Below are 18400 nucleotides of genomic sequence, written 5' to 3'. Positions count from 1 at the left end.
AAACTAAGGAGAGATGTTATATGAAAGCAAATAAAGTATTAGATGCAAAAGGATTGGCTTGCCCAATGCCGGTTGTACGTGCAAGGAAAGTAATGAAGGAAATGGAAACGGGCGACGTATTGGAAATTCAAGCAACGGATAAAGGTTCAGTCGCTGACTTGGCTGCATGGTCAAAGTCGGGTGGCCATGATCTTGAAAAGCAAACAGAAGAGGCAGGCGTATTTACTTTTTGGATAAAGAAAGGCTGAAGTAAAACGAAAGGGTATCTCTTTGGGGGTACCCTTTCTCTCTTTGAAAGAAGGATAATGTAATGGATTACTCATTTATGATTGTGCTATTTTTAATTGGCTTCGTAGGTTCTGTCATTTCTGGAATGGTGGATATTGGCGGTTCGATTATCAAGTATCCAATGTTGTTATATGTTCCACCACTTCTCGGGATGGCTGCTTTTAGCGCGCATGAAGTAACAGGTTATCAGTGCCATACAAGTATTGTTCGCGACTATTTCGGGTGTATGGGCATATCGGAAGAGCGGATATCTTAATAAAATATTGATTTTGTACATGGGTACAAGTATTTTAATAGGAAGTTTTATAGGTGGTTATGGCTTGAACTTGTTAGCTGAAGGATCCATCAATCTTGTTTACGGTTTACTCGCAACGATTGCGGCTATCATGATGTTTGTACCAAAAAAGGGTTGGACGATATACCGGTCGACCAAGTGAAATTTAATAAGTGGTTGGTGGCTGGGCTTGCATTTATCGTTGGAATTGGGGCAGGTATTGTTGGTGCCGCGGGTGCATTTATTCTTGTGCCAATTATGTTAGTTGTCCTAAAGGTCCCGACACGAATGACAATTGCAACCTCGCTTGCTATTACGTTCATCTCGTCTTATTGGCACAACTGTTGGGAAAGTTTTAACGGACCAAGTACTATATAGTCCAGCGGCTGTCATGATTGTAGCGAGTGTATTGGCGGCACCGATTGGAGCGAAACTTGGACAAAAGATGAATACAAAAGCATTACAGTGGATATTAGCCATACTAATTTTAGGAACCGCTATTAAAATATGGATGGATTTTTAACATAATTCAGCAGGGGTTCAGACCCCCCCGCCGGATGCCACAGAATTTGAAGGGCATTATTTAACCAAGCACAAATAAAAATCAGGGCGAAATATGCCAAGGCATACTTGATAGAGTTAGTTGGAAATGGGGTTATCTGTAAGCCGGTGAATAATCGGTCACGGATAGTCTTTTTTATTAAAGCGAAATATCTATGTAATTTAGCACGTCTGTTGATTACCCATTATTATACAGTTGAAATACTGTGAATCCGTTGGCTTCCGTTCCAGCGCACGCTTTCCGCGGGCACGGCTTCAGCCGCTTCCCTCGCTACGCTCAGTCCAGGGTCTTCAGCCGAGGAAGAGTGTACTTCCTCTTCCCATCTTTGCACTGCTGTTCCCGCAGGAGTCGGCGCTTACACTTCAGCCAACTATAGAAAGATGTAGAATATAATTATAATTTATAGCCAAAACTGCTTAATTCTAGCCATTTAACAACCTATTAAATGGATAATCAACACAAGTGGTAATTTAGTTAACTTCATAATTCAGAGTTCTTGGGGCTCTAGGCTTTCCGGGCTCAAAAAAATAGAGCACTTCTGTTAGTTATGATTGAAAGCAACTTGTTCTTACCACGGTTCAGAAGAGCGAGAAAGTAAGGTGGGTTGCATAAAGTTGAAAACCACTACTCCAGCATCTTCAAATTTATCTTGAATTTAAGTACACTCCATTTACAAAGCGCATAGGATAATTTATAAGTTGTGAAGGGATTGATAAAAATGTATTACGTTCCAAATATGTATCAATTTCAATATCCTCATTATGCTAATAGGCCAATGTATAATCATAGTAGGCAATGTGGTTGCTGGGCTCTTCCTGTTGAGGTGGAACATTTTCGCTCCTCCAATCATGATGTCCCTTACCTAAAAGATTATGGAGCAGAACCGTTTGTCGTTAATATCAATCAAGCTGCGAAGCAAAATAATACATTCCGTACTGCTTTATGGTCAGGAAAATACTTGCAAGTTACCTTAATGAGTCTCAATGTTGGCGAAGATATCGGTTTGGAAATGCATCCTGACGTTGATCAATTCCTACGTATTGAACAGGGCCAGGGTATTGTTCAAATGGGCAAGAGTAGAGACAATTTAAACTTTGAAAGAAATGTCTATGATGATTCTGCAATAATGTTACCTGCTGGAACATGGCACAATATAATTAATACAGGTAATATTCCGCTAAAACTTTATTCGATTTACGCTCCTCCTAACCATCCATTTGGCACAGTTCATGTAACAAAAGCTTATGCAGAGGCTTCAGAAGAAGGTTACGGTCATGGCAATGGAGATACAGTTGTTTTTGGCAAGACGCCAGATGAATGGATAAGGTACACGGATTTTTTGGTGAATCAAGGGTTAGAGGATGTTAAAAGAGGAATAAATGCTACACATATTCTTCAAGAATTTATTTTAATGGGAGTTCTTGTAGGGAAAGGGTATTCTCCTGAAAAAGCATATGAAACAGTAGAAGGATGGGAACGTACGGGAGAATTTAAACTTCTTCAGCAAAGCAAAAACATGTAAAAATAGAGTGAAATCGTATAGTTAAGAGAATGAAATATTTCAGAGAATAAAAAACTTATTAAAAAATACCGAATGGGGTTCCCTGAAAACTGGGGAGAATTTTTTCTATATCTCTACTTGAAAAATCATAATAAAAAGCATGTACAGGTTATATAACTTGTACATGCTTTTTATTATGAAACGAGTAATACAACCTGTATACAAGGTTAAGCGGGAATACGATTAAGACCCTAATTACAATTACACTGAAAAGACCTTTCCTTTTGATATATATATTTCTTTAACGAGCAAAAAACCTAACTGTTCTTTTTCAGTGGTCACAGCAACCTCAAACCTCCAACCGTTTTTGTTAGGTATTCTGTGGGTGTGCCATTATAAAATGTCCTCTCATTGTTAGTCTGTAAACTTCAATGATACACGAAATTTTATAATGGCCATTTTTTTGTCTAAATTTAGGTGGCTAAGTTGATTATACAACTAGCCTTTATTTACTGTTACCATACTGGCTCAACACCAAAACATGTACTTGACTACTTCTACCAGCCGATAAGCTCCTCGTTACATTCTAGTAAAATCCGTTGTTTGTAGTGCTGGGGATTTCGTATAAAGTAATGTCGACGTTGTAACGCTTTTATTTTGTTGTTTCTTCCTTCTACAGCTGCATTCGTGAAACGTAAGTGGTGGTAATTACAGATTTCTTCCTGCCAATTTTTCATGGTTTTTAGACAGCTTTGTACAGCTGAACTGTTGATTTGTTCACCTTGCTTAATCCACCGCACGAAACCTTTTACGGCTAAGGTATGATTTGAACTGCAATCATACCAAGTAATAAATGCTTCTTTCCATTCGTAGACCGCGCGTAAAACATCCGAATATTGAAGGAATTGGTTGATCAATTCGGTTTCTTTGTCGGTTAATTGATCCGCCCGTTTACCCAGGAGTCGAAAATGCCTCTTTAATTGTTGACGCGCGCGGGGCAAAAGTTCTTTCTGAACTTGCTTTCGAACAACCTGTAAGGCTTCTGTCACATAACGATTCACATGGAAACAATCGGCAATCCGAATGGCAGATGGATATATTTCATTGATAAAGGTATGGTAGCCTTTTGCCAAATCCATGACGACGGCTACAGGTTGAAGCTCTTTCCACCGTAGTTGCCGGTGTTTTCGTCTGTCTTGCGGCATATGTAACCGTCGCCCCAACGACATGACTAGGAATGGTTGCTTCAAATTGTTTGGTATAGCGCTTTTTAGGCGCGACACACGCCTACTGCCAAACGAAAGAAGCCCCACATTGGTTACACGACATGCGGATTGCTGGAAGCAAGAGATAAACACAACGGCCAAAGGCTGGAAGGTGCCGGACTTTTCGCTCATAGGCAGTGCCTTTACGGATGACATTCCTCCCCTCGCATTGAGGACAAACTTGCAGATAGTCAGTTGGTTGGACATAAATATAGAAATCATCTTGGACATTTACAATGTTGGTAATAGTTATCTCTTTTAAATTGAGAAGAAGACTGGTAAAATGAGCGTGCATCTGTATCCCTCTTTCGTTGTTTGCTGGTACTTACAACTATAGGGGATACGGGTGTTTTTTTGCATACTTTTTTACGTCAAGAACAGACTTTGGTGTTGAGCCACCATACTGCCTGAATAAATTTCGGTTACCATGTTCTCATTGAATTCAAAATTGTGTTAGAATCTGGCACCTCGTATTAATTGCATAAAATATAACTTGAAATCCGATACTAGCTGTCATTGGCGAGCTTCCAATTGAATTGTTATAAATACACCGCGCACAGGAACTGTCATAATATTTATATACCAAAAAAGGGTGACATCATGCCAATCATCAAACATGAAATTTCAATCCATGCTCCCATCCAAGTTTGTTTCGATGTTGCAAGAACTGTTGAAGTTCATGCAGGAAAAACGTTGCTAACGAAACAAATAGCCATTGGCGGAATTACGTTTGGATTGATGGAGCGTGGCGATTTCGTTACTTGGGAAACGACCCATTTTGGGATGAAACAAAAATTAACGTCTCAAATCATCGAAATGGTGAAGCCTTACAGATTCACCGATGCCATGGTTCATGGAGCCTTTCATTCGTTTACACATACACATGAATTCATTGAAAGGGGCACAGAAACAATCATGAAAGATACATTCTTATATAAATCCCCTTTTGGCATTTTAGGCAAAGTAGCTAATCGATTATTTTTGGAAAATTATATGAGCCATTTTATTGCCCGTCATGCCCAAAAGGTAAAAAAGGTTGCTGAAGCGACGAAATACTAAAATATCTTAATTTTAGGTTCTCATTGGATTCAGAATCGTTTTATAACCCTTCATTAGAGTGGAGCTAGTATGGATAGCGAGGAAATGTACTCACGCTAACGGGATGCTAAAGTTGAACATGCTTTAGTTTTTCAGATAATGTAATTTTCCTTGAAGAAATATTCAAAGCCAACTCGGCAATCTTGAATAGCTTGGCTAACGCTTATAAACGAAAGGCTATTCTATAATAAAGGGACGCCAGTAAGGGTTCATTTGATGTCAGTCGTTGAAGCTTCGAACGAATACCGGAAGAGGGACTTAAAGCTCTTTTCGACAGGTTTTTACTTAGGTTCGGATTAGATTACATTGCAGATGAAATGAATTTTGTTTCAATGATGAAGGGGACCGGTCAAAATCAGGTTATGCCCTCCATGACAATGGATGAGTTGGTTCAACTTCAGTTTTTTACTGACATGGTTACAATTCCTGACGAAGTATATGAAACTCTTTCAAAAATCCGTAATGAATTGCGTGATGAAGGAATCCGTCCTTCTGACAGGCGGTTTAAACAGTCGCTGTCGATTCTTCAAGCAAAAGCTTTGATAAACCAAAGACAGGTAGTAAAAGTTGATGATATTATCATCCTTGAAAATGCCCTTTGGGAAACGGTTGATCAAAAGGAAAACGTTTCTTTGATTGTTCGTAGCCACGCACAAGATGTGGTGACTCGAAAACTGGATAGGATTCAGGAAGAGGTGAAAGAAATCTTTTCCTCCATGTAGTCGGATACATCTACAGACTCTGGAATGGAGGCTACTCAAAAATTTAAATCGTTAGTTGTCGATTTAAATAAGTTGAAAAAATAATTAAAGTAGAGATACGGATATTGACTCTTTACTTGATAAAGCAATGCAACAAGAAATTCTTGACAGTATTTTGGAGCCAATGGATTTTAACTATAACTTTTGGGGTGCACTTCAGAATCAAGGGACTGATTTCCAATTTTAGTTTTTAGGCGCCCTACTTTGACAGCTTTTTTGGATGCTTTATCATCATTCCTATTTCTCAGAGGCTTCTGGCTTGAACCTTGACTTGATGCTTGTACTGATCCTCCACGTAGACGACTGTCATACTCATCATGGGCTTCTTCAACAAGTGCAATCTATTTCATCTAGAATTCGTTGATCACAACTTGAAAGGTCAGCTACCAAATTTGAAATTAGATCCTCGCATTTCCATTCTTCAAACAAATGGTACGTTTTCTCATTCTACTTTTGACATAGATCCAAACCAATGTTCCTTCGTGGCGGAAAACAATCAGTAGCTATAGGGTATAAACTTACTTACTTGTGTGAAAGATAAATGTTAGAAGCTAATGTTGGAGGTTATATTACATGAAGAAGTCCGACCCAATTAGCATTTTGCATGTAATATTCCTTTCAATGACTGTGATTGGTTTAAAAAACCATGTCACAATACTCCCACCGCTTTTGCAAGTTGGTGGGAGAGATGGATGGGCGTCAGTGGTACTAGCAACGTTGTTTATGTTGCCGTGGGGAATTCTATTGTTATACATTCATAAAAAATCAAACCAAGAGCCAATTAGAGATTGGTTGGAAGAAAAAATAGGTAAAGTCAGTTCATTCATTTTTCTATATACAACGATCGCATATCTTTTGTTTCTCGCTTCTGTCACGATGAGGGAAACATTACAATTCGTGACGAACACATTTTTACCGGAAACCCCTTTTATGTTCCTGTTAGTTATTTTTACAATTCTTTGTGTACTACTAGCAACAACTGATATTCAAACGATTGTCATGATAAATGTAATTGTTTTAGTTGGAGTGGTTGGTTTTGGTTTTTTTGCCGCTTTTACGAATTTTCAGGTGAAAGATTACAATTTGTTACGACCTTTTTTTGAAGATGGATTCCAACCTGTAATTAAAGGGATGATATATCCTGCTTCAGGGATTGTCGAACTGATTTTCTTTATCTTCATTCAACATAAAATAAAAAGTCGAATTCGCTTTTCTCATTTTGTAGTGATGGCTTTCATTTTAATGGGGTTAACGCTAGGTCCATTAACCGGAGCAATTACAGAGTTTGGACCTGAAGAAGCGGCTAAGCAGCGTTTTCCTGCTTATGAAGAATGGGGACTTGTGACCATTGGACGCTTTTTCGAGCATCTTGATTTTTTATCAATTTATCAATGGCTAACAGGTACTTTTATAAGAGTTGGATTAATTTTATTCGTTGTGATCGACCTGTTAAATTTGAATAAGAAAAAGAAGAAAATTTTCACATTTATTGCTCCTGTTTTCATAATAATATGTTTATCACTATTTGCCATGAGCGATATCAAATTCGTTGAGTTAAAAGGGAAATATATCTTGCCAATTACCTTCTTTGTTTTTTTTGTCACTTCTCTGTTCTTGGCGATTGTTGCCTTTGTGTCGTCAAAGTCATCCAGAAAGGAGATAAAACAAGACTATGAAGAAGCGTGAAAAAAGCAACCCAAGCGAACCTGTGAAAGCTATAATCGACGCAACAGAATTAAGGCGGATATTTCAGAAATCTTCGGACGTACAGTTTCAAGAATATACGTTTAAACAGCGTAAAGTGATGTTTATAACTTGCGACGCAATGATTGATCGACATTTATTAAACGCTGTAGTAATCGAGCGGGTTCAACTATTCTTTGATGCCCTTAAGAAAATATCATTTGAGGAAGCAGTGGAAAGTTACTTACACATTCCAGAAATAAAGAAAATAGAAGGAAAAAGCGAAATAGTTTCTAGTGTTTATTCCGGGAGAGTCCTTCTTTATTTTGAAGATTATGATGTTCTATATTCAAGTAATATCGCAAATATCCCGAATCGTACTCCTGAAGAATCGAATATAGAAGTTCCGGTGAAAGGGGCAAGGGATAACTTTATTGAGGATCTTTCGATTAATATCGCTTTAATAAGGAAACGTCTACCAACGGATTCATTATGCGTTGAAAAATTCGAATTAGGGAAAAGAACCAAAACGACTGTAGCCATACTTTATTTTGATGATATAGCGAACAAAGAGATTCTAAATGAAATAAAAGAACGAATGAATAAAGTCGATATAGATATCATTTTTAGTGGTGATATTTTAATGGAGCAGATAGATAATGGTTCGAACATTTTCCCGAAACATGATTACACAGGAAGACCGGATCATGCTGTTCAATCTCTTGCAAGAGGAAGATTTCTAATCCTAGTTGATGGAGTCACTTATGGAATTATCACGCCCGTAAATTTATTCCTGCTCCTTAAAACAGCTGAGGATAACGAGTACCCAACTATATTCAGTTCATTCGCACGGTTATTGAGATTGTCTAGTCTTTTAATAGGTATAATACTTCCAGCAACTTGGCTAGCCTTGACGACATTTCATCAAAACCAGTTACCTATGCTATTGTTAGCTACAGTCGTACAATCACAAAGAGGACTTCCGCTTCCTTCAGTGATTGAAATGTTGCTAATGTTAATCATGTTTGAATTATTCCGCGAAGCCGGTTTACGACTTCCTTCTGCAATTGGAGGGACAATAAGTGTCGTTGGGGGCTTAATTATCGGTGATGCGGCTATTCAGGCTGGGATTACGAGTCCGGCAATGATTGTTATCATAGCTGTTTCAACGATTGCGACATACACCTTGGTGAATCAATCGTTAGTTGCGGCTGTGAGTATATTGAGGTTCTTTTCAGTCATATTAACAGCATTTTTGGGTTTCTTTGGACTTTTTACTTCAATATTTTTTATTATTCTTTATTTAGCAAATATGCGAACGTTTGGTGTTCCATATTTAAATGTAGTGGCAGATCTAAGTTGGTTCACGGTAAAAAAAACAATGTTAAGATTACCGCAAAAAGATTATGTGGAAAGACCGCATGAGTTAAGTCCAAAAGATAAAATAAGATTAAAAGAGGATGAAAAATGAGCAGGACACAGATTATCTTTTTCACTATACTTTTTATTGTGATACTACTTTCTGGGTGCTCGAGTCATAATGAATCTGAACGTATGTTGTATATTCATGGAATTGGTATTGATTATGAAGACGATATGTATACTATATATGCACAAGTGATAAATTTTTCTACCGTGGCTAAATCAGAACAACCGGATGGCGAATCCGAACATAGTGAGGTTGGACAAGCTTCTGGTAAGACAGTGGATGAAGCAATATTTAATTTATATCACTCACTTGATCAAAAGCTTTTTTGGGGGCACCTTACTTTTGTTGTATACTCTGAAGAAGCGTTGAAAAAAGGACGAATGAATACCGTCATTGATTTGTTAAGCCGATATAGAGAAATAAGGTACCAAATTTGGTTTTACAGTACAGAGGATTCCGTAAAAGATGTACTGCTAACAGTTCCGATTATTAATACGTCACTTGCCTTATCTAGACTTGGAGATCCAAGGAATTCATATATGCAAGAATCATTTATTGAACCTGTTAATATGCGTATGACGATCATCGGATTAAATGAGCCGAGCCACGAAGCCGTAATGCCGGTTATATCTATTGTTAAAAATTGGGAAACGATAGAGGGAAAAAACGATATTGCAAAAGTAATTGGGGTTGGAGTTGTCTCGAAAGATGGCTTTAAAGGATTTATAACTAGTGACAAAGCCCGTGGATTACGTTGGATGAATAACAAGATGAAAAGGACGGAGATATCGATAGATACGGGAGAGGGTGAAGATGAAGAGAACGTAACAATTACAGTTGGAAAAATAAAAAAAAATGTGGATCCAGTCGTAGAGAGCGATACTTTAAAATTTGATATTAATGTTAAAATGACTATTGAAATTGCTTCAATTCAGGGAAAAGTAACAATCGAACAAATTAGGAAGCAATTAGAAAAAAAAATTGAACAAGAGATAAAGGAAACGTACAAAGAAGCATTAAAAAGAGATATCGATATTTATCGTTTATCAGAATATTTATATCGTGAAAATGTGAAGGCTTGGAAAAGAGTTGAGCAGGATGGAAAGGTGGAATTAACAGATAACTCAATTGGTAAGCTGGATATTAAAATAAAAGAGATTAAATCAGGAAGAAAATCTTTCAAGGAAACAATAAAGTAGAAAAGAGATGGATGGATTTAAACCGCTGTAGAACATATTGTATACACTGCTGATTGCCGAACTTTCAGGGGAAGTCGTTGTATAAAAAGGCGCTTACTCTATCGAAAGAGTAAGCGGACAAAATTATAAACTTAAACAATTTCACACAAATTTTACACAAGGATTGTCGGAAGTACTGATTTAACAGCATCCATAGGCCATAATAGAAACCGGCCTCGGGTATCAGATGAAAAACACAACTTCGGTTGTGTTTTTTTGTGTTTAATTACTACTATATAAGATGACTTAACTGAGCGAATGCGGGCTTTGGTTACCCCTAGCGCTTTAAAGAATTCAATGCAATTTAATTCTTTATTTCAATATATATTTAGATGAAAGAATAGAGAGCGGAGGAATATTATGCCATTAATTGAACACCAGGAGTTCGTTCAGGCCTCGATAGAACGTTGCTTTGATCTTGCACGAGACGTGGATATTCATACCCGTACCACAGAGGGAACGAAAGAGAAGGCTGTCGGTGGAGTGACAACAGGTTTATTGCTAGCCGGGGATGTTGTTACATGGGAGGCCGTCCATTTCGGTATAAGACAAAGACTAACTGCCAAAGTAACGGTGATGGATAGACCGTATATGTTTGAAGACATAATGATAAAAGGAGCATTCCACTCTTTTCACCATATTCATCAGTTTATTGAGAAGGATAATGGTACTCTGATGATTGACAGATTTCAATATAAATCACCCTGTGGAGTGATTGGTGTTATTGCGGATAAGTTGTTTTTGGAAAGCTATATGAGAAACTTTATTGTGAGTCGAGCAAGAGCTCTGAAGCATATTGCAGAAAATGAGTAAGAGGCATTTCATCAGGAAAAATCGACTTGATAAACTTGGTGGCACAAGTTTTCTAGAGAGTGGAACCTGGACATTACTAATCGATGGCGAGAAAACACAGCCGTTCAAAAATTGAGCCTAAACAAAATCGCTCCTTACCGCCGAAGCGCAAGGAGCGATTTTCATAGAGGGGATCCGATGACACTAGTTTGGGTTGTCTATTGCAATTGCCTTGGTTGGTCATTGGGGATTGGTCACAAAATAAATGGTGACAGGTTATTGGTTTGCCTGCAATTTAATTTGGATTGATCCCTACTCTATGCCCTGGAGAGGAGTCTCACCTTTCCAAGGAAATTAAAAGTACTTCGTATCATCAAATTTCAAGACAATCGAATAGTTTTTTGCATTAATAGAATTAGATAACTTATGTGCATCCTTTTCTGCTTGCAATGATTTCACCCGATAATCCTCAGGATCGAATAAAGCAACACGGTATACGACCGTACCTTCAGAGTAGCCGTATTGAATCTCTTCTTTTTCTGCCATAGAGAGTTCTTTGTAAAAGCGGGCTTTTGCACGCAATTGTATGGCAAGTTCAATCGCTTCGACAATCGCAAGTTGTTGCCCTTGGAACTCGATTTCATTATCGATATTGGCACGATACATGAGACGGTCGAGGACTCGACTATCTAAACGGACTTCATCCAATTCTGTTTCCACGATTTTAAGGCTACGTGGTCCTTGATCAGGGGTGTTGCCTTTTTCTACAGTCGTAAAGGCGACGCGTCTCATTTCATCTTCAAGCTCATGAATTCGTTTTGTTAAAACACTTTTTAATTTCACAGCTTCAGCGAGTGTTATGTTGCCCATTTGTTCATTCCCCCCATTTAGAAACATTGTCAGTCAACTATAATGGAAGTTTGTCCCTCGTGCAAAACATATGAACGAACATCTCCACCACTAAGACTAGTGAACATGTTCCCACATGCTGTTGTCAGTTCAAACGCTTCAGTAGCATCCATGGACGGGCGTAGGAAGAAGATATGTAGCGCGTCTGTCGTATCTTCTGTTACAGCGCTGCGTATAGAATCGACATATGGACTACCGAATGGGCTATAATCATCTTTTAACAGTAGAATATTTTGTAATGAATTAAAACGACCATTCAATCCATCATATCCATCCTCTTCTGTCCCTGAAGTAACGACTATATCGCCGACAATTTTTTCGAGGTCATAGATGCCTACTGGAATTTCGTGCTGCAAGGAAAAGAAGTTATTCAAGTCGACAGCATTGTGGAATGGATCGATGTAGTTTTGCTTCTTAATCCGCCGCATAAGTGCTTCAGTAGAATGACGGTATCGATTAGGGTCTGCGCCAAGTGCTTTCCACACAGTACGCCATTCTTTAATGCCAGGGAATTCGGGTACAGACTTGTTCTCCAACTCAAAGAAAAGTTGCTCTTGGAATAATTGCAATTTTCCTTTTAGCATTTGAGGCGATTCTGACACTGTAATTTTGGTATAATGGTTAATGCCCAATTTTAATCCGGGTACGGCACCTAAAAGCTTCATATCCATTTCAATAATCAATGACTTCACCCTTTATATAGTTTAATTCAATAGTAGCATAGTGGAGGCGATACAGTGTGAATGCTGTTCAGTTGCAACAGTCAGTGAGGGACTATGCGGAGTCAATCGGCATCGACAAAATTGGTTTTACAACAGCTGCACCATTTCGTGAGTTGAAAAACCGCTTGAAGCGGCAGCAAGAACTAGGCTATCAGTCGGGTTTTGAAGAAAAGGATTTAGATAAACGGACAGAACCTGCTCTTTTGCTTGATCAAGCAGAAAGCATTATTGCAATTGCTGTAGCTTATCCATCCAAAATGGCGGATTCTCCGAGAGGAAAAAAAGGCGAGCGCCGGGGTATTTTTTGCCGTGCATCATGGGGAACAGATTATCATACAGTCCTTCGTGAAAAGCTGAGACTGCTTGAGGAATTTATACTAGAACATGCACCTAAAGCAAAGGTTCGCTCGATGGTAGATACGGGTGAGCTTGCAGACCGCGCTGTTGCAGAACGGGCGGGGATTGGCTGGTCGGCAAAAAACTGTTCAATAATTACGCCGGAATTCGGTTCGTATGTGTACCTGGGTGAAATGATTACCAATATCCCTTTTGCGCCGGACGTTCCAATGGAAGATGAATGTGGGGATTGCACACTTTGTCTTGATGTATGTCCAACCGGTGCATTGATTCAGGGTGGTCAATTAAATGCGCAGCGTTGCATTGCTTTCCTTACACAGTCGAAAAAGCCAATCCCGGAAGAATTTCGTGCGGAGTTTGGTAATCGGATTTACGGGTGTGATACGTGTCAAACGGTATGTCCGAAAAATAAAGGAAAGCATAATTTGCATCAGCAAGCATTCCAACCGGACCCTGAACTGGCGAAGCCACTTCTTCAGCCTGTGCTCAGGTTGTCGAATCGAGAATTTAAAGAGAAATTTGGACATGTATCAGGATCTTGGCGCGGAAAAAATCCGATTCAGCGAAATGCAATTATTGCACTCGCACATTTTAAGGAGGAGTCTGCGGTACCTGAATTGATCAGTATGTTAGAGAACGATCCAAGGCCCGTCATTCGTGGTACGATTGCATGGGCACTTGGTCGAATTGGTTTGGAAGAAGGATATGTAGCGATTAAGGAAGCATTATCGAAAGAGGAAGATCCGGAAGTGCGTGCTGAATTAGAAAAGGCAGCGGATACTTATATATTAAAGAAATGAATGCCTATATAAACTAAACGAAGGCTCCTTACAAGAGGTAGCAGAAGTAAATTCAATGGGGTTCTATTTTTCAACAAATCTATAGTAAGAAAAAGTTTAATTGGAGGAATCACTGAGATGGCTATACACGTAGCGTTATTTGAACCACAAATCCCTGCAAACACAGGGAACATTGCAAGGACATGCGCAGGAACAGGAGCGAAACTTCATCTTGTGAAACCGCTTGGGTTTTCGACGGATGACAAAATGTTGAAACGTGCGGGGCTCGATTACTGGGAGCACGTCGACATTACATATCATGAAGGAATTCGTGAGCTATTCGCGGCGAATCCCGATGCTGTTTTTTACTTTTTGACAAAACACGGTGAAAGGACTCATACTGCATTCGATTATTCTGATGGTGCAACAGATATATTTTTCGTCTTCGGTAAAGAGACGAGCGGACTTCCTGAAGAAATTTTAGAGGAGAATAAAGAACGGTGTCTACGAATCCCGATGAACGACAACATTCGGTCGCTTAATTTATCGAACACGGCGGCGATACTTATATATGAAGCGCTTAGGCAACAATCTTATCCAGGATTGGTATAAAAAAAACGGGGCAGCCTGAAGGCATGTCCCGTTTTACTTATTGTTATTTTTTTAGGCCAGGTATCTTAACCTTGCCCGGTTTATCATCGTATCCGCCTGTGAAAATTGCAGATAGGAATGCAAAGCAAACACCTATAATTAGAATTACTGTCATGATAGGTACCTCCTGTAAATTCATTAGTAGCTTCGTTAAGTATACCCTATTTTAAATGGAATTGAAACGACCGTCAGGAAAAATTGTGACAGAGCCAAGAAAAATGAAACTTTTTGTCCGCTTGTCCGTATATAACATAACGACTTAAATAATATGGAGGTAGAATATAGTATGAAAAATTACTCGACAGGAATGAAATGGATCACGGCAATTGCAGAAGGTTTTCTTGCAATTCCAATCATTGGAGGAGTTTTTGTTATAAGCTCCGGATACTCAGTGCTGGGTGTCATGTTCGTTTTACATGCCATTACGTTACTGCTTTCAATTCGGGACATGCAGGGTAAGGCAGCACCCATCCTAGGTCTCGTAACGAGCATAGTGAGTGCTATTCCGTTCATTGGCTGGTTCATGCACCTACTAACTGCAGGAGCGCTCGTAATGTCAGCTATCACTTCTAGACGCTAAATCAATATGTAAGAAATACCCTTCCGAATACTAACGGAAGGGTATTTTTTAATGTGGTAAATAGAGCAGCTGATAGGTGAACAGTACTGCGAAAATATATAACAGGATAGGAACTTGTTTTCCTTTCCCTTTCACAACTTTCAATAGCGGGTATGTGATGAAACCAAGAGCGATTCCTGTCGCAATGCTCGATGTGAGTGGCATTGTTAGAATAACGAGGAATGCTGGGAATGCTTCATCGAATGAATCCCAATCAATATCTTTCACTGCGCCAATCATCAAGCTTCCGACGATAATTAAAGCAGGAGCTGTGATTGCAGATACACCAGACAATGTGCTGACGAGTGGACCGAAAAATGCCGCGACAAGGAAGAGGATAGAGACAGTCAGTGATGTCAATCCTGTCCGGCCACCTACTGCAACACCAGATGAAGATTCGATGTACGCCGTTGTTGGGCTCGTACCGAACATCGATCCGAATGTTGTTGCAACAGAATCTGCAAGTAATGCATGACGTGCACGTGGCAGCTTATTGCCTTTCATAAGGCCAGCCTGTTTTGCAACACCAATCATCGTGCCGGTGGTATCGAACAAGGTAACGATGAGAAAGGCAAAAACCACCCCATACAAACCATGTGAAATGACGTCACCGAATGCAGTAATCGGATTCCAAACAAGAATCCCTTCCGGTAATTGAGGCATTTTCCATAAGGCACCTTCAAATTTGAGCTGACCGGTAAAGACTGCGACAATTCCAGTTAGAACCATTCCAATGAAAATCGAACCATAGATATTCAAAGTCATAAGAATAACCGTCACGAGAAGGCCGAACAAAGCGAGTAGAACGGGCGGAGACGTAAGGTCGCCAAGCTTAACAAGATTCGCCTCATGTGGAGCGACGAGTCCAGAAAGACGCAAGCCGATAAAGGCGATGAATAACCCTATCCCAGCTGTAATCCCGAGCTTCAGACTCTCAGGAATTGATTCAATTAATTTTTCACGGAATGAAGTCAAGGACAACAGAACAAATATTAATCCAGCTATGAATACTGCAGAAAAAGCAGTCATGTAGTCGAGTTGACCATCAGATGCGAGAACAACCGATGTAAAATAAGCATTCAATCCCATTCCTGGTGCAATTGCAATTGGATAATTGGCGAAAAGTGCCATCCAAAGTGTACCGATAACCGCAGCGATAATTGTCGCAATGAATACTTGCTCAAATGGTACGCCGGCGTCAGCAAGAATAATCGGATTGACGATGACAATATAGGCCATTGTCAAAAAAGTTGTCATACCGGCCAATACTTCCGTTTTCACAGTGGTATTATGTTTTTTTAAATGAAACAATGTAAATCTCCTTTCAGAATACGAACGAAATGAAGTACATTTACAATAATATTCGTTTTTACGATAAAATTCAACTCTGAAATGCAATCAGGTAATTCGTAATATTCGAATGCCGCTTGTACAATTAAAGAATAAGTTTCGAAAGGGGAAATTCAAATGACAAAACGATTCAACGGAACACTTGAGCTAGCAAATGGTGTGAAAATGCCACAATTAGGACTTGGCGTCTATAAGATGACGGATCCGGGTCAGACTGTCGAAGCAATTACATACGCACTAGAAACAGGATATCGCGCAATTGACACAGCGGCAATCTATGAGAATGAAAGGGAAACGGGGGAAGCGATCCGTCACTCTGGTGTACCACGGGAAGAGCTGTTCATCACATCGAAGGTATGGAATACTGATCAGGGCTATGACGGGACACTCCGCGCATTCGAGACTTCATTGAAGAAATTAGGTTTAGAATATTTGGATCTTTATTTGACACATTGGCCCGTGTCAGAAAAATATGTCGACACTTATAAAGCGATTGAACGGTTGTATGACGAAAAACTGATCCGTACTACAGGTGTCTCCAATCATCATGCCCATCATCTTGAAAAAATCCTTGTAAAAGCAAATGTTGCGCCAATGGTGAACCAGATTGAACTCCATCCGTATCTAACACAGGAACCACTCCGTGCGTTTTGCGAAGAGAATGGAATTGCTGTGACGTCTTGGTCACCGCTTGCACGTGGGAAGCTACTTGCAGAACCAACGCTTCTTACTATCGGCGAACAGTACGGTAAAACACCAGCGCAAGTTATTATCAGATGGCATTTGCAAAATAATCTCATCGTTATTCCAAAGTCGGTGACACCTGAACGTATAAGTGAAAATAATGAAGTTGGCGATTTTGAACTGTCATCTGAAGAAATGGCATCGATTAACGCACTTAATCGCGATGAGCGGACGGGAACCAATCCGGATTCATACTAATTTCATCAGCGTACATGATATGTGTCATAAGTCTTAATGCTATTCATAGTATTGCAACTTTTAGCACAAATACTACATTCAAAATGAGGTATTTTATGGTATGATGAAAAAAAGGGTGTAGGAGGAATTGATTACCATGTTCAGAAGCAAGAAAAAGGGTATCGAGGATGATCGTCTTCAACTAGAAATTGACCGTTTGAAGTTGGCGTATTCGGATAAAGAACAACAGGATCAAGGACGTTTAACTGACTTAAAAAGCGAGTTGAATGCTGCTGTCAATCAGCATGAGAAAGTAAATGCGCAACATAACGTATTAGGAGAAGCAGTTAGTCAGATTGAGACAAGGTTTGAAAACGTGGGTGAACTAAGCGAAAGAACTTCGGAAAAGTCACAGGACTTGTTTGAAAAAGGTCGTTCACTTGAAGAACAATCTCATAGCATGGTTAAAGAAGCATCAGAAGGAACGAAAGAGGTAAAGGCGACAGCCGATGTCATCAAAGATTTGGGAATCCAAATTCAAGCTTCCGAACAGAACATGACGAACTTAAGCGCTAGATCAGTTGAGATACAGTCAATTGTCGGCGTCATTGAAGATATTGCAGCGCAAACGAATTTGCTTGCATTGAATGCGTCAATCGAGGCGGCACGGGCTGGAGAATCCGGAAAAGGGTTCGCGGTCGTTGCCCAAGAAGTAAGGAAACTTGCTGAAAGCACGTCGGATAGTACGGCAAACATCCAAACATTAACTTCTTCACTTCGCAATGAAATCGAGCAAGCGCTTGCCGCTACAAGGAAAAGTGCTGAGCTCGTTGAAAAAGGAGTCGAAGTAAGTTTGGCAACTGCATTAAAAATTGAAAGCATCCTAAGCACGATTGAGGTAAGCCAAGGTGACATTGGTGCTATTCAAGAAATGATTGAAGAACAGAAAAAACTGTCCGAAGAAGTGAAACATGAACTTCACGGTGCGAAAAGTTTATTCTCACAAGCACATAATCTAATTGTGGAACATATTGAAGATGCAAAAGAAGTTGATGAGCGTCTTGAGAATGGAATCCGTCAACTAGCGTTTTAATTTGATTCAGTAGGGGCGAGGGTATCTAGACTAAAATCGCCGCGTTCTGAGGATGCCACAAACTAAGTGTAATTGATTAAAAAAATGCCATGGAGAAATACTCTCCAT

General features: G+C 39.5%; 18 protein-coding genes and 1 pseudogene. 14 read left to right on the top strand and 5 right to left on the bottom strand.

Annotation, left to right across the window (positions count from 1 at the left end):
• The first annotated feature begins 20 nt into the window (after positions 1-20).
• The 3 genes and pseudogenes from MKZ26_RS10460 to MKZ26_RS10450 all read left to right on the top strand — a co-directional run bounded on the left by MKZ26_RS10460 (position 21) and on the right by MKZ26_RS10450 (position 2646).
• Positions 21-248, top strand: coding sequence for a sulfurtransferase TusA family protein (locus MKZ26_RS10460; RefSeq protein ID WP_340766135.1), 228 nt, complete (start codon positions 21-23; stop codon positions 246-248).
• Between the two features lie 62 nt (positions 249-310).
• A pseudogene (locus tag MKZ26_RS10455) lies at positions 311-1085 on the top strand (sulfite exporter TauE/SafE family protein).
• 757 nt (positions 1086-1842) lie between these two features.
• Positions 1843-2646 carry a cupin domain-containing protein gene (locus MKZ26_RS10450; protein ID WP_340766134.1) on the top strand — a complete coding sequence of 268 codons (804 nt, stop codon included), beginning with the start codon at positions 1843-1845 and terminating at the stop codon, positions 2644-2646.
• Between the two features lie 536 nt (positions 2647-3182).
• On the opposite strand, the gene MKZ26_RS10445 is transcribed toward MKZ26_RS10450, so the two are convergent.
• Positions 3183-3764: a transposase gene (locus MKZ26_RS10445; protein WP_340767638.1), complete on the bottom strand. Its 582-nt coding sequence runs from the start codon at positions 3762-3764 to the stop codon at positions 3183-3185.
• 148 nt (positions 3765-3912) lie between these two features.
• Positions 3913-4185, bottom strand: a complete 273-nt coding sequence (locus MKZ26_RS10440) for a transposase family protein (RefSeq protein ID WP_340766133.1) — start codon at positions 4183-4185, stop codon at positions 3913-3915.
• Between the two features lie 305 nt (positions 4186-4490).
• On the opposite strand from MKZ26_RS10440, the gene MKZ26_RS10435 reads away from it, so the two are divergent.
• From MKZ26_RS10435 to MKZ26_RS10410, 6 genes are all read left to right on the top strand, one after another.
• Positions 4491-4949, top strand: a complete 459-nt coding sequence (locus MKZ26_RS10435) for an SRPBCC family protein (protein WP_203248640.1) — start codon at positions 4491-4493, stop codon at positions 4947-4949.
• A gap of 410 nt (positions 4950-5359) precedes the next feature.
• The gene (locus MKZ26_RS10430) at positions 5360-5710 is read left to right on the top strand and encodes a hypothetical protein (RefSeq protein ID WP_340766132.1); all 351 of its coding nucleotides are present in this window, start codon (positions 5360-5362) and stop codon (positions 5708-5710) included.
• 612 nt (positions 5711-6322) lie between these two features.
• Positions 6323-7435, top strand: a complete 1113-nt coding sequence (locus MKZ26_RS10425) for an endospore germination permease (RefSeq protein WP_340766131.1) — start codon at positions 6323-6325, stop codon at positions 7433-7435.
• The gene (locus MKZ26_RS10420) at positions 7422-8903 is read left to right on the top strand and encodes a spore germination protein (RefSeq protein ID WP_340766130.1); all 1482 of its coding nucleotides are present in this window, start codon (positions 7422-7424) and stop codon (positions 8901-8903) included. The genes MKZ26_RS10425 and MKZ26_RS10420 overlap by 14 nt, the downstream gene beginning before the upstream one ends.
• Positions 8900-10060 (top strand): Ger(x)C family spore germination protein, encoded by a 1161-nt coding sequence (locus MKZ26_RS10415; RefSeq protein ID WP_340766129.1) that lies wholly within the window; start codon positions 8900-8902, stop codon positions 10058-10060. Before MKZ26_RS10420 ends, MKZ26_RS10415 begins: the two co-directional genes overlap by 4 nt.
• A gap of 399 nt (positions 10061-10459) precedes the next feature.
• Complete coding sequence (locus tag MKZ26_RS10410; RefSeq protein ID WP_340766128.1) at positions 10460-10912, top strand: SRPBCC family protein; 453 nt, start codon at positions 10460-10462, stop codon at positions 10910-10912.
• A gap of 333 nt (positions 10913-11245) precedes the next feature.
• On the opposite strand, the gene MKZ26_RS10405 is transcribed toward MKZ26_RS10410, so the two are convergent.
• Positions 11246-11761 carry a hypothetical protein gene (locus MKZ26_RS10405; RefSeq protein WP_340766127.1) on the bottom strand — a complete coding sequence of 172 codons (516 nt, stop codon included), beginning with the start codon at positions 11759-11761 and terminating at the stop codon, positions 11246-11248.
• Positions 11762-11790: 29 nt separating this feature from the next.
• Positions 11791-12483 carry a B3/B4 domain-containing protein gene (locus tag MKZ26_RS10400; RefSeq protein ID WP_067205854.1) on the bottom strand — a complete coding sequence of 231 codons (693 nt, stop codon included), beginning with the start codon at positions 12481-12483 and terminating at the stop codon, positions 11791-11793.
• Between the two features lie 56 nt (positions 12484-12539).
• Here MKZ26_RS10400 and queG point away from each other — a divergent pair, with 56 nt between their 5' ends.
• From queG to MKZ26_RS10385, 3 genes are all read left to right on the top strand, one after another.
• Positions 12540-13679, top strand: coding sequence for a tRNA epoxyqueuosine(34) reductase QueG (queG, locus tag MKZ26_RS10395; protein ID WP_340766126.1), 1140 nt, complete (start codon positions 12540-12542; stop codon positions 13677-13679).
• Positions 13680-13796: 117 nt separating this feature from the next.
• Positions 13797-14270 carry a tRNA (uridine(34)/cytosine(34)/5-carboxymethylaminomethyluridine(34)-2'-O)-methyltransferase TrmL gene (gene trmL / locus MKZ26_RS10390; protein WP_067205859.1) on the top strand — a complete coding sequence of 158 codons (474 nt, stop codon included), beginning with the start codon at positions 13797-13799 and terminating at the stop codon, positions 14268-14270.
• Between the two features lie 325 nt (positions 14271-14595).
• Positions 14596-14889 (top strand): hypothetical protein, encoded by a 294-nt coding sequence (locus tag MKZ26_RS10385; RefSeq protein WP_067205862.1) that lies wholly within the window; start codon positions 14596-14598, stop codon positions 14887-14889.
• A gap of 48 nt (positions 14890-14937) precedes the next feature.
• On the opposite strand, the gene MKZ26_RS10380 is transcribed toward MKZ26_RS10385, so the two are convergent.
• Positions 14938-16239: an NCS2 family permease gene (locus MKZ26_RS10380; RefSeq protein WP_067205864.1), complete on the bottom strand. Its 1302-nt coding sequence runs from the start codon at positions 16237-16239 to the stop codon at positions 14938-14940.
• Positions 16240-16395: 156 nt separating this feature from the next.
• Between MKZ26_RS10380 and MKZ26_RS10375 the strand changes: the two genes are divergently transcribed.
• Complete coding sequence (locus MKZ26_RS10375; RefSeq protein ID WP_340766125.1) at positions 16396-17220, top strand: aldo/keto reductase; 825 nt, start codon at positions 16396-16398, stop codon at positions 17218-17220.
• Positions 17221-17356: 136 nt separating this feature from the next.
• A complete protein-coding gene (locus tag MKZ26_RS10370) occupies positions 17357-18292 on the top strand; it encodes a methyl-accepting chemotaxis protein (protein WP_067205870.1) in 936 nt (311 codons plus the stop codon).
• Positions 18293-18400: the final 108 nt, after the last annotated feature.

It is taken from the genome of Sporosarcina sp. FSL K6-6792, assembly GCF_038004885.1.
GTDB lineage: Bacteria > Bacillota > Bacilli > Bacillales_A > Planococcaceae > Sporosarcina > Sporosarcina psychrophila.
The sequence above is the reverse complement of the archived record's forward strand: the minus strand, read 5'-3'. Positions and strand labels throughout refer to the sequence as shown.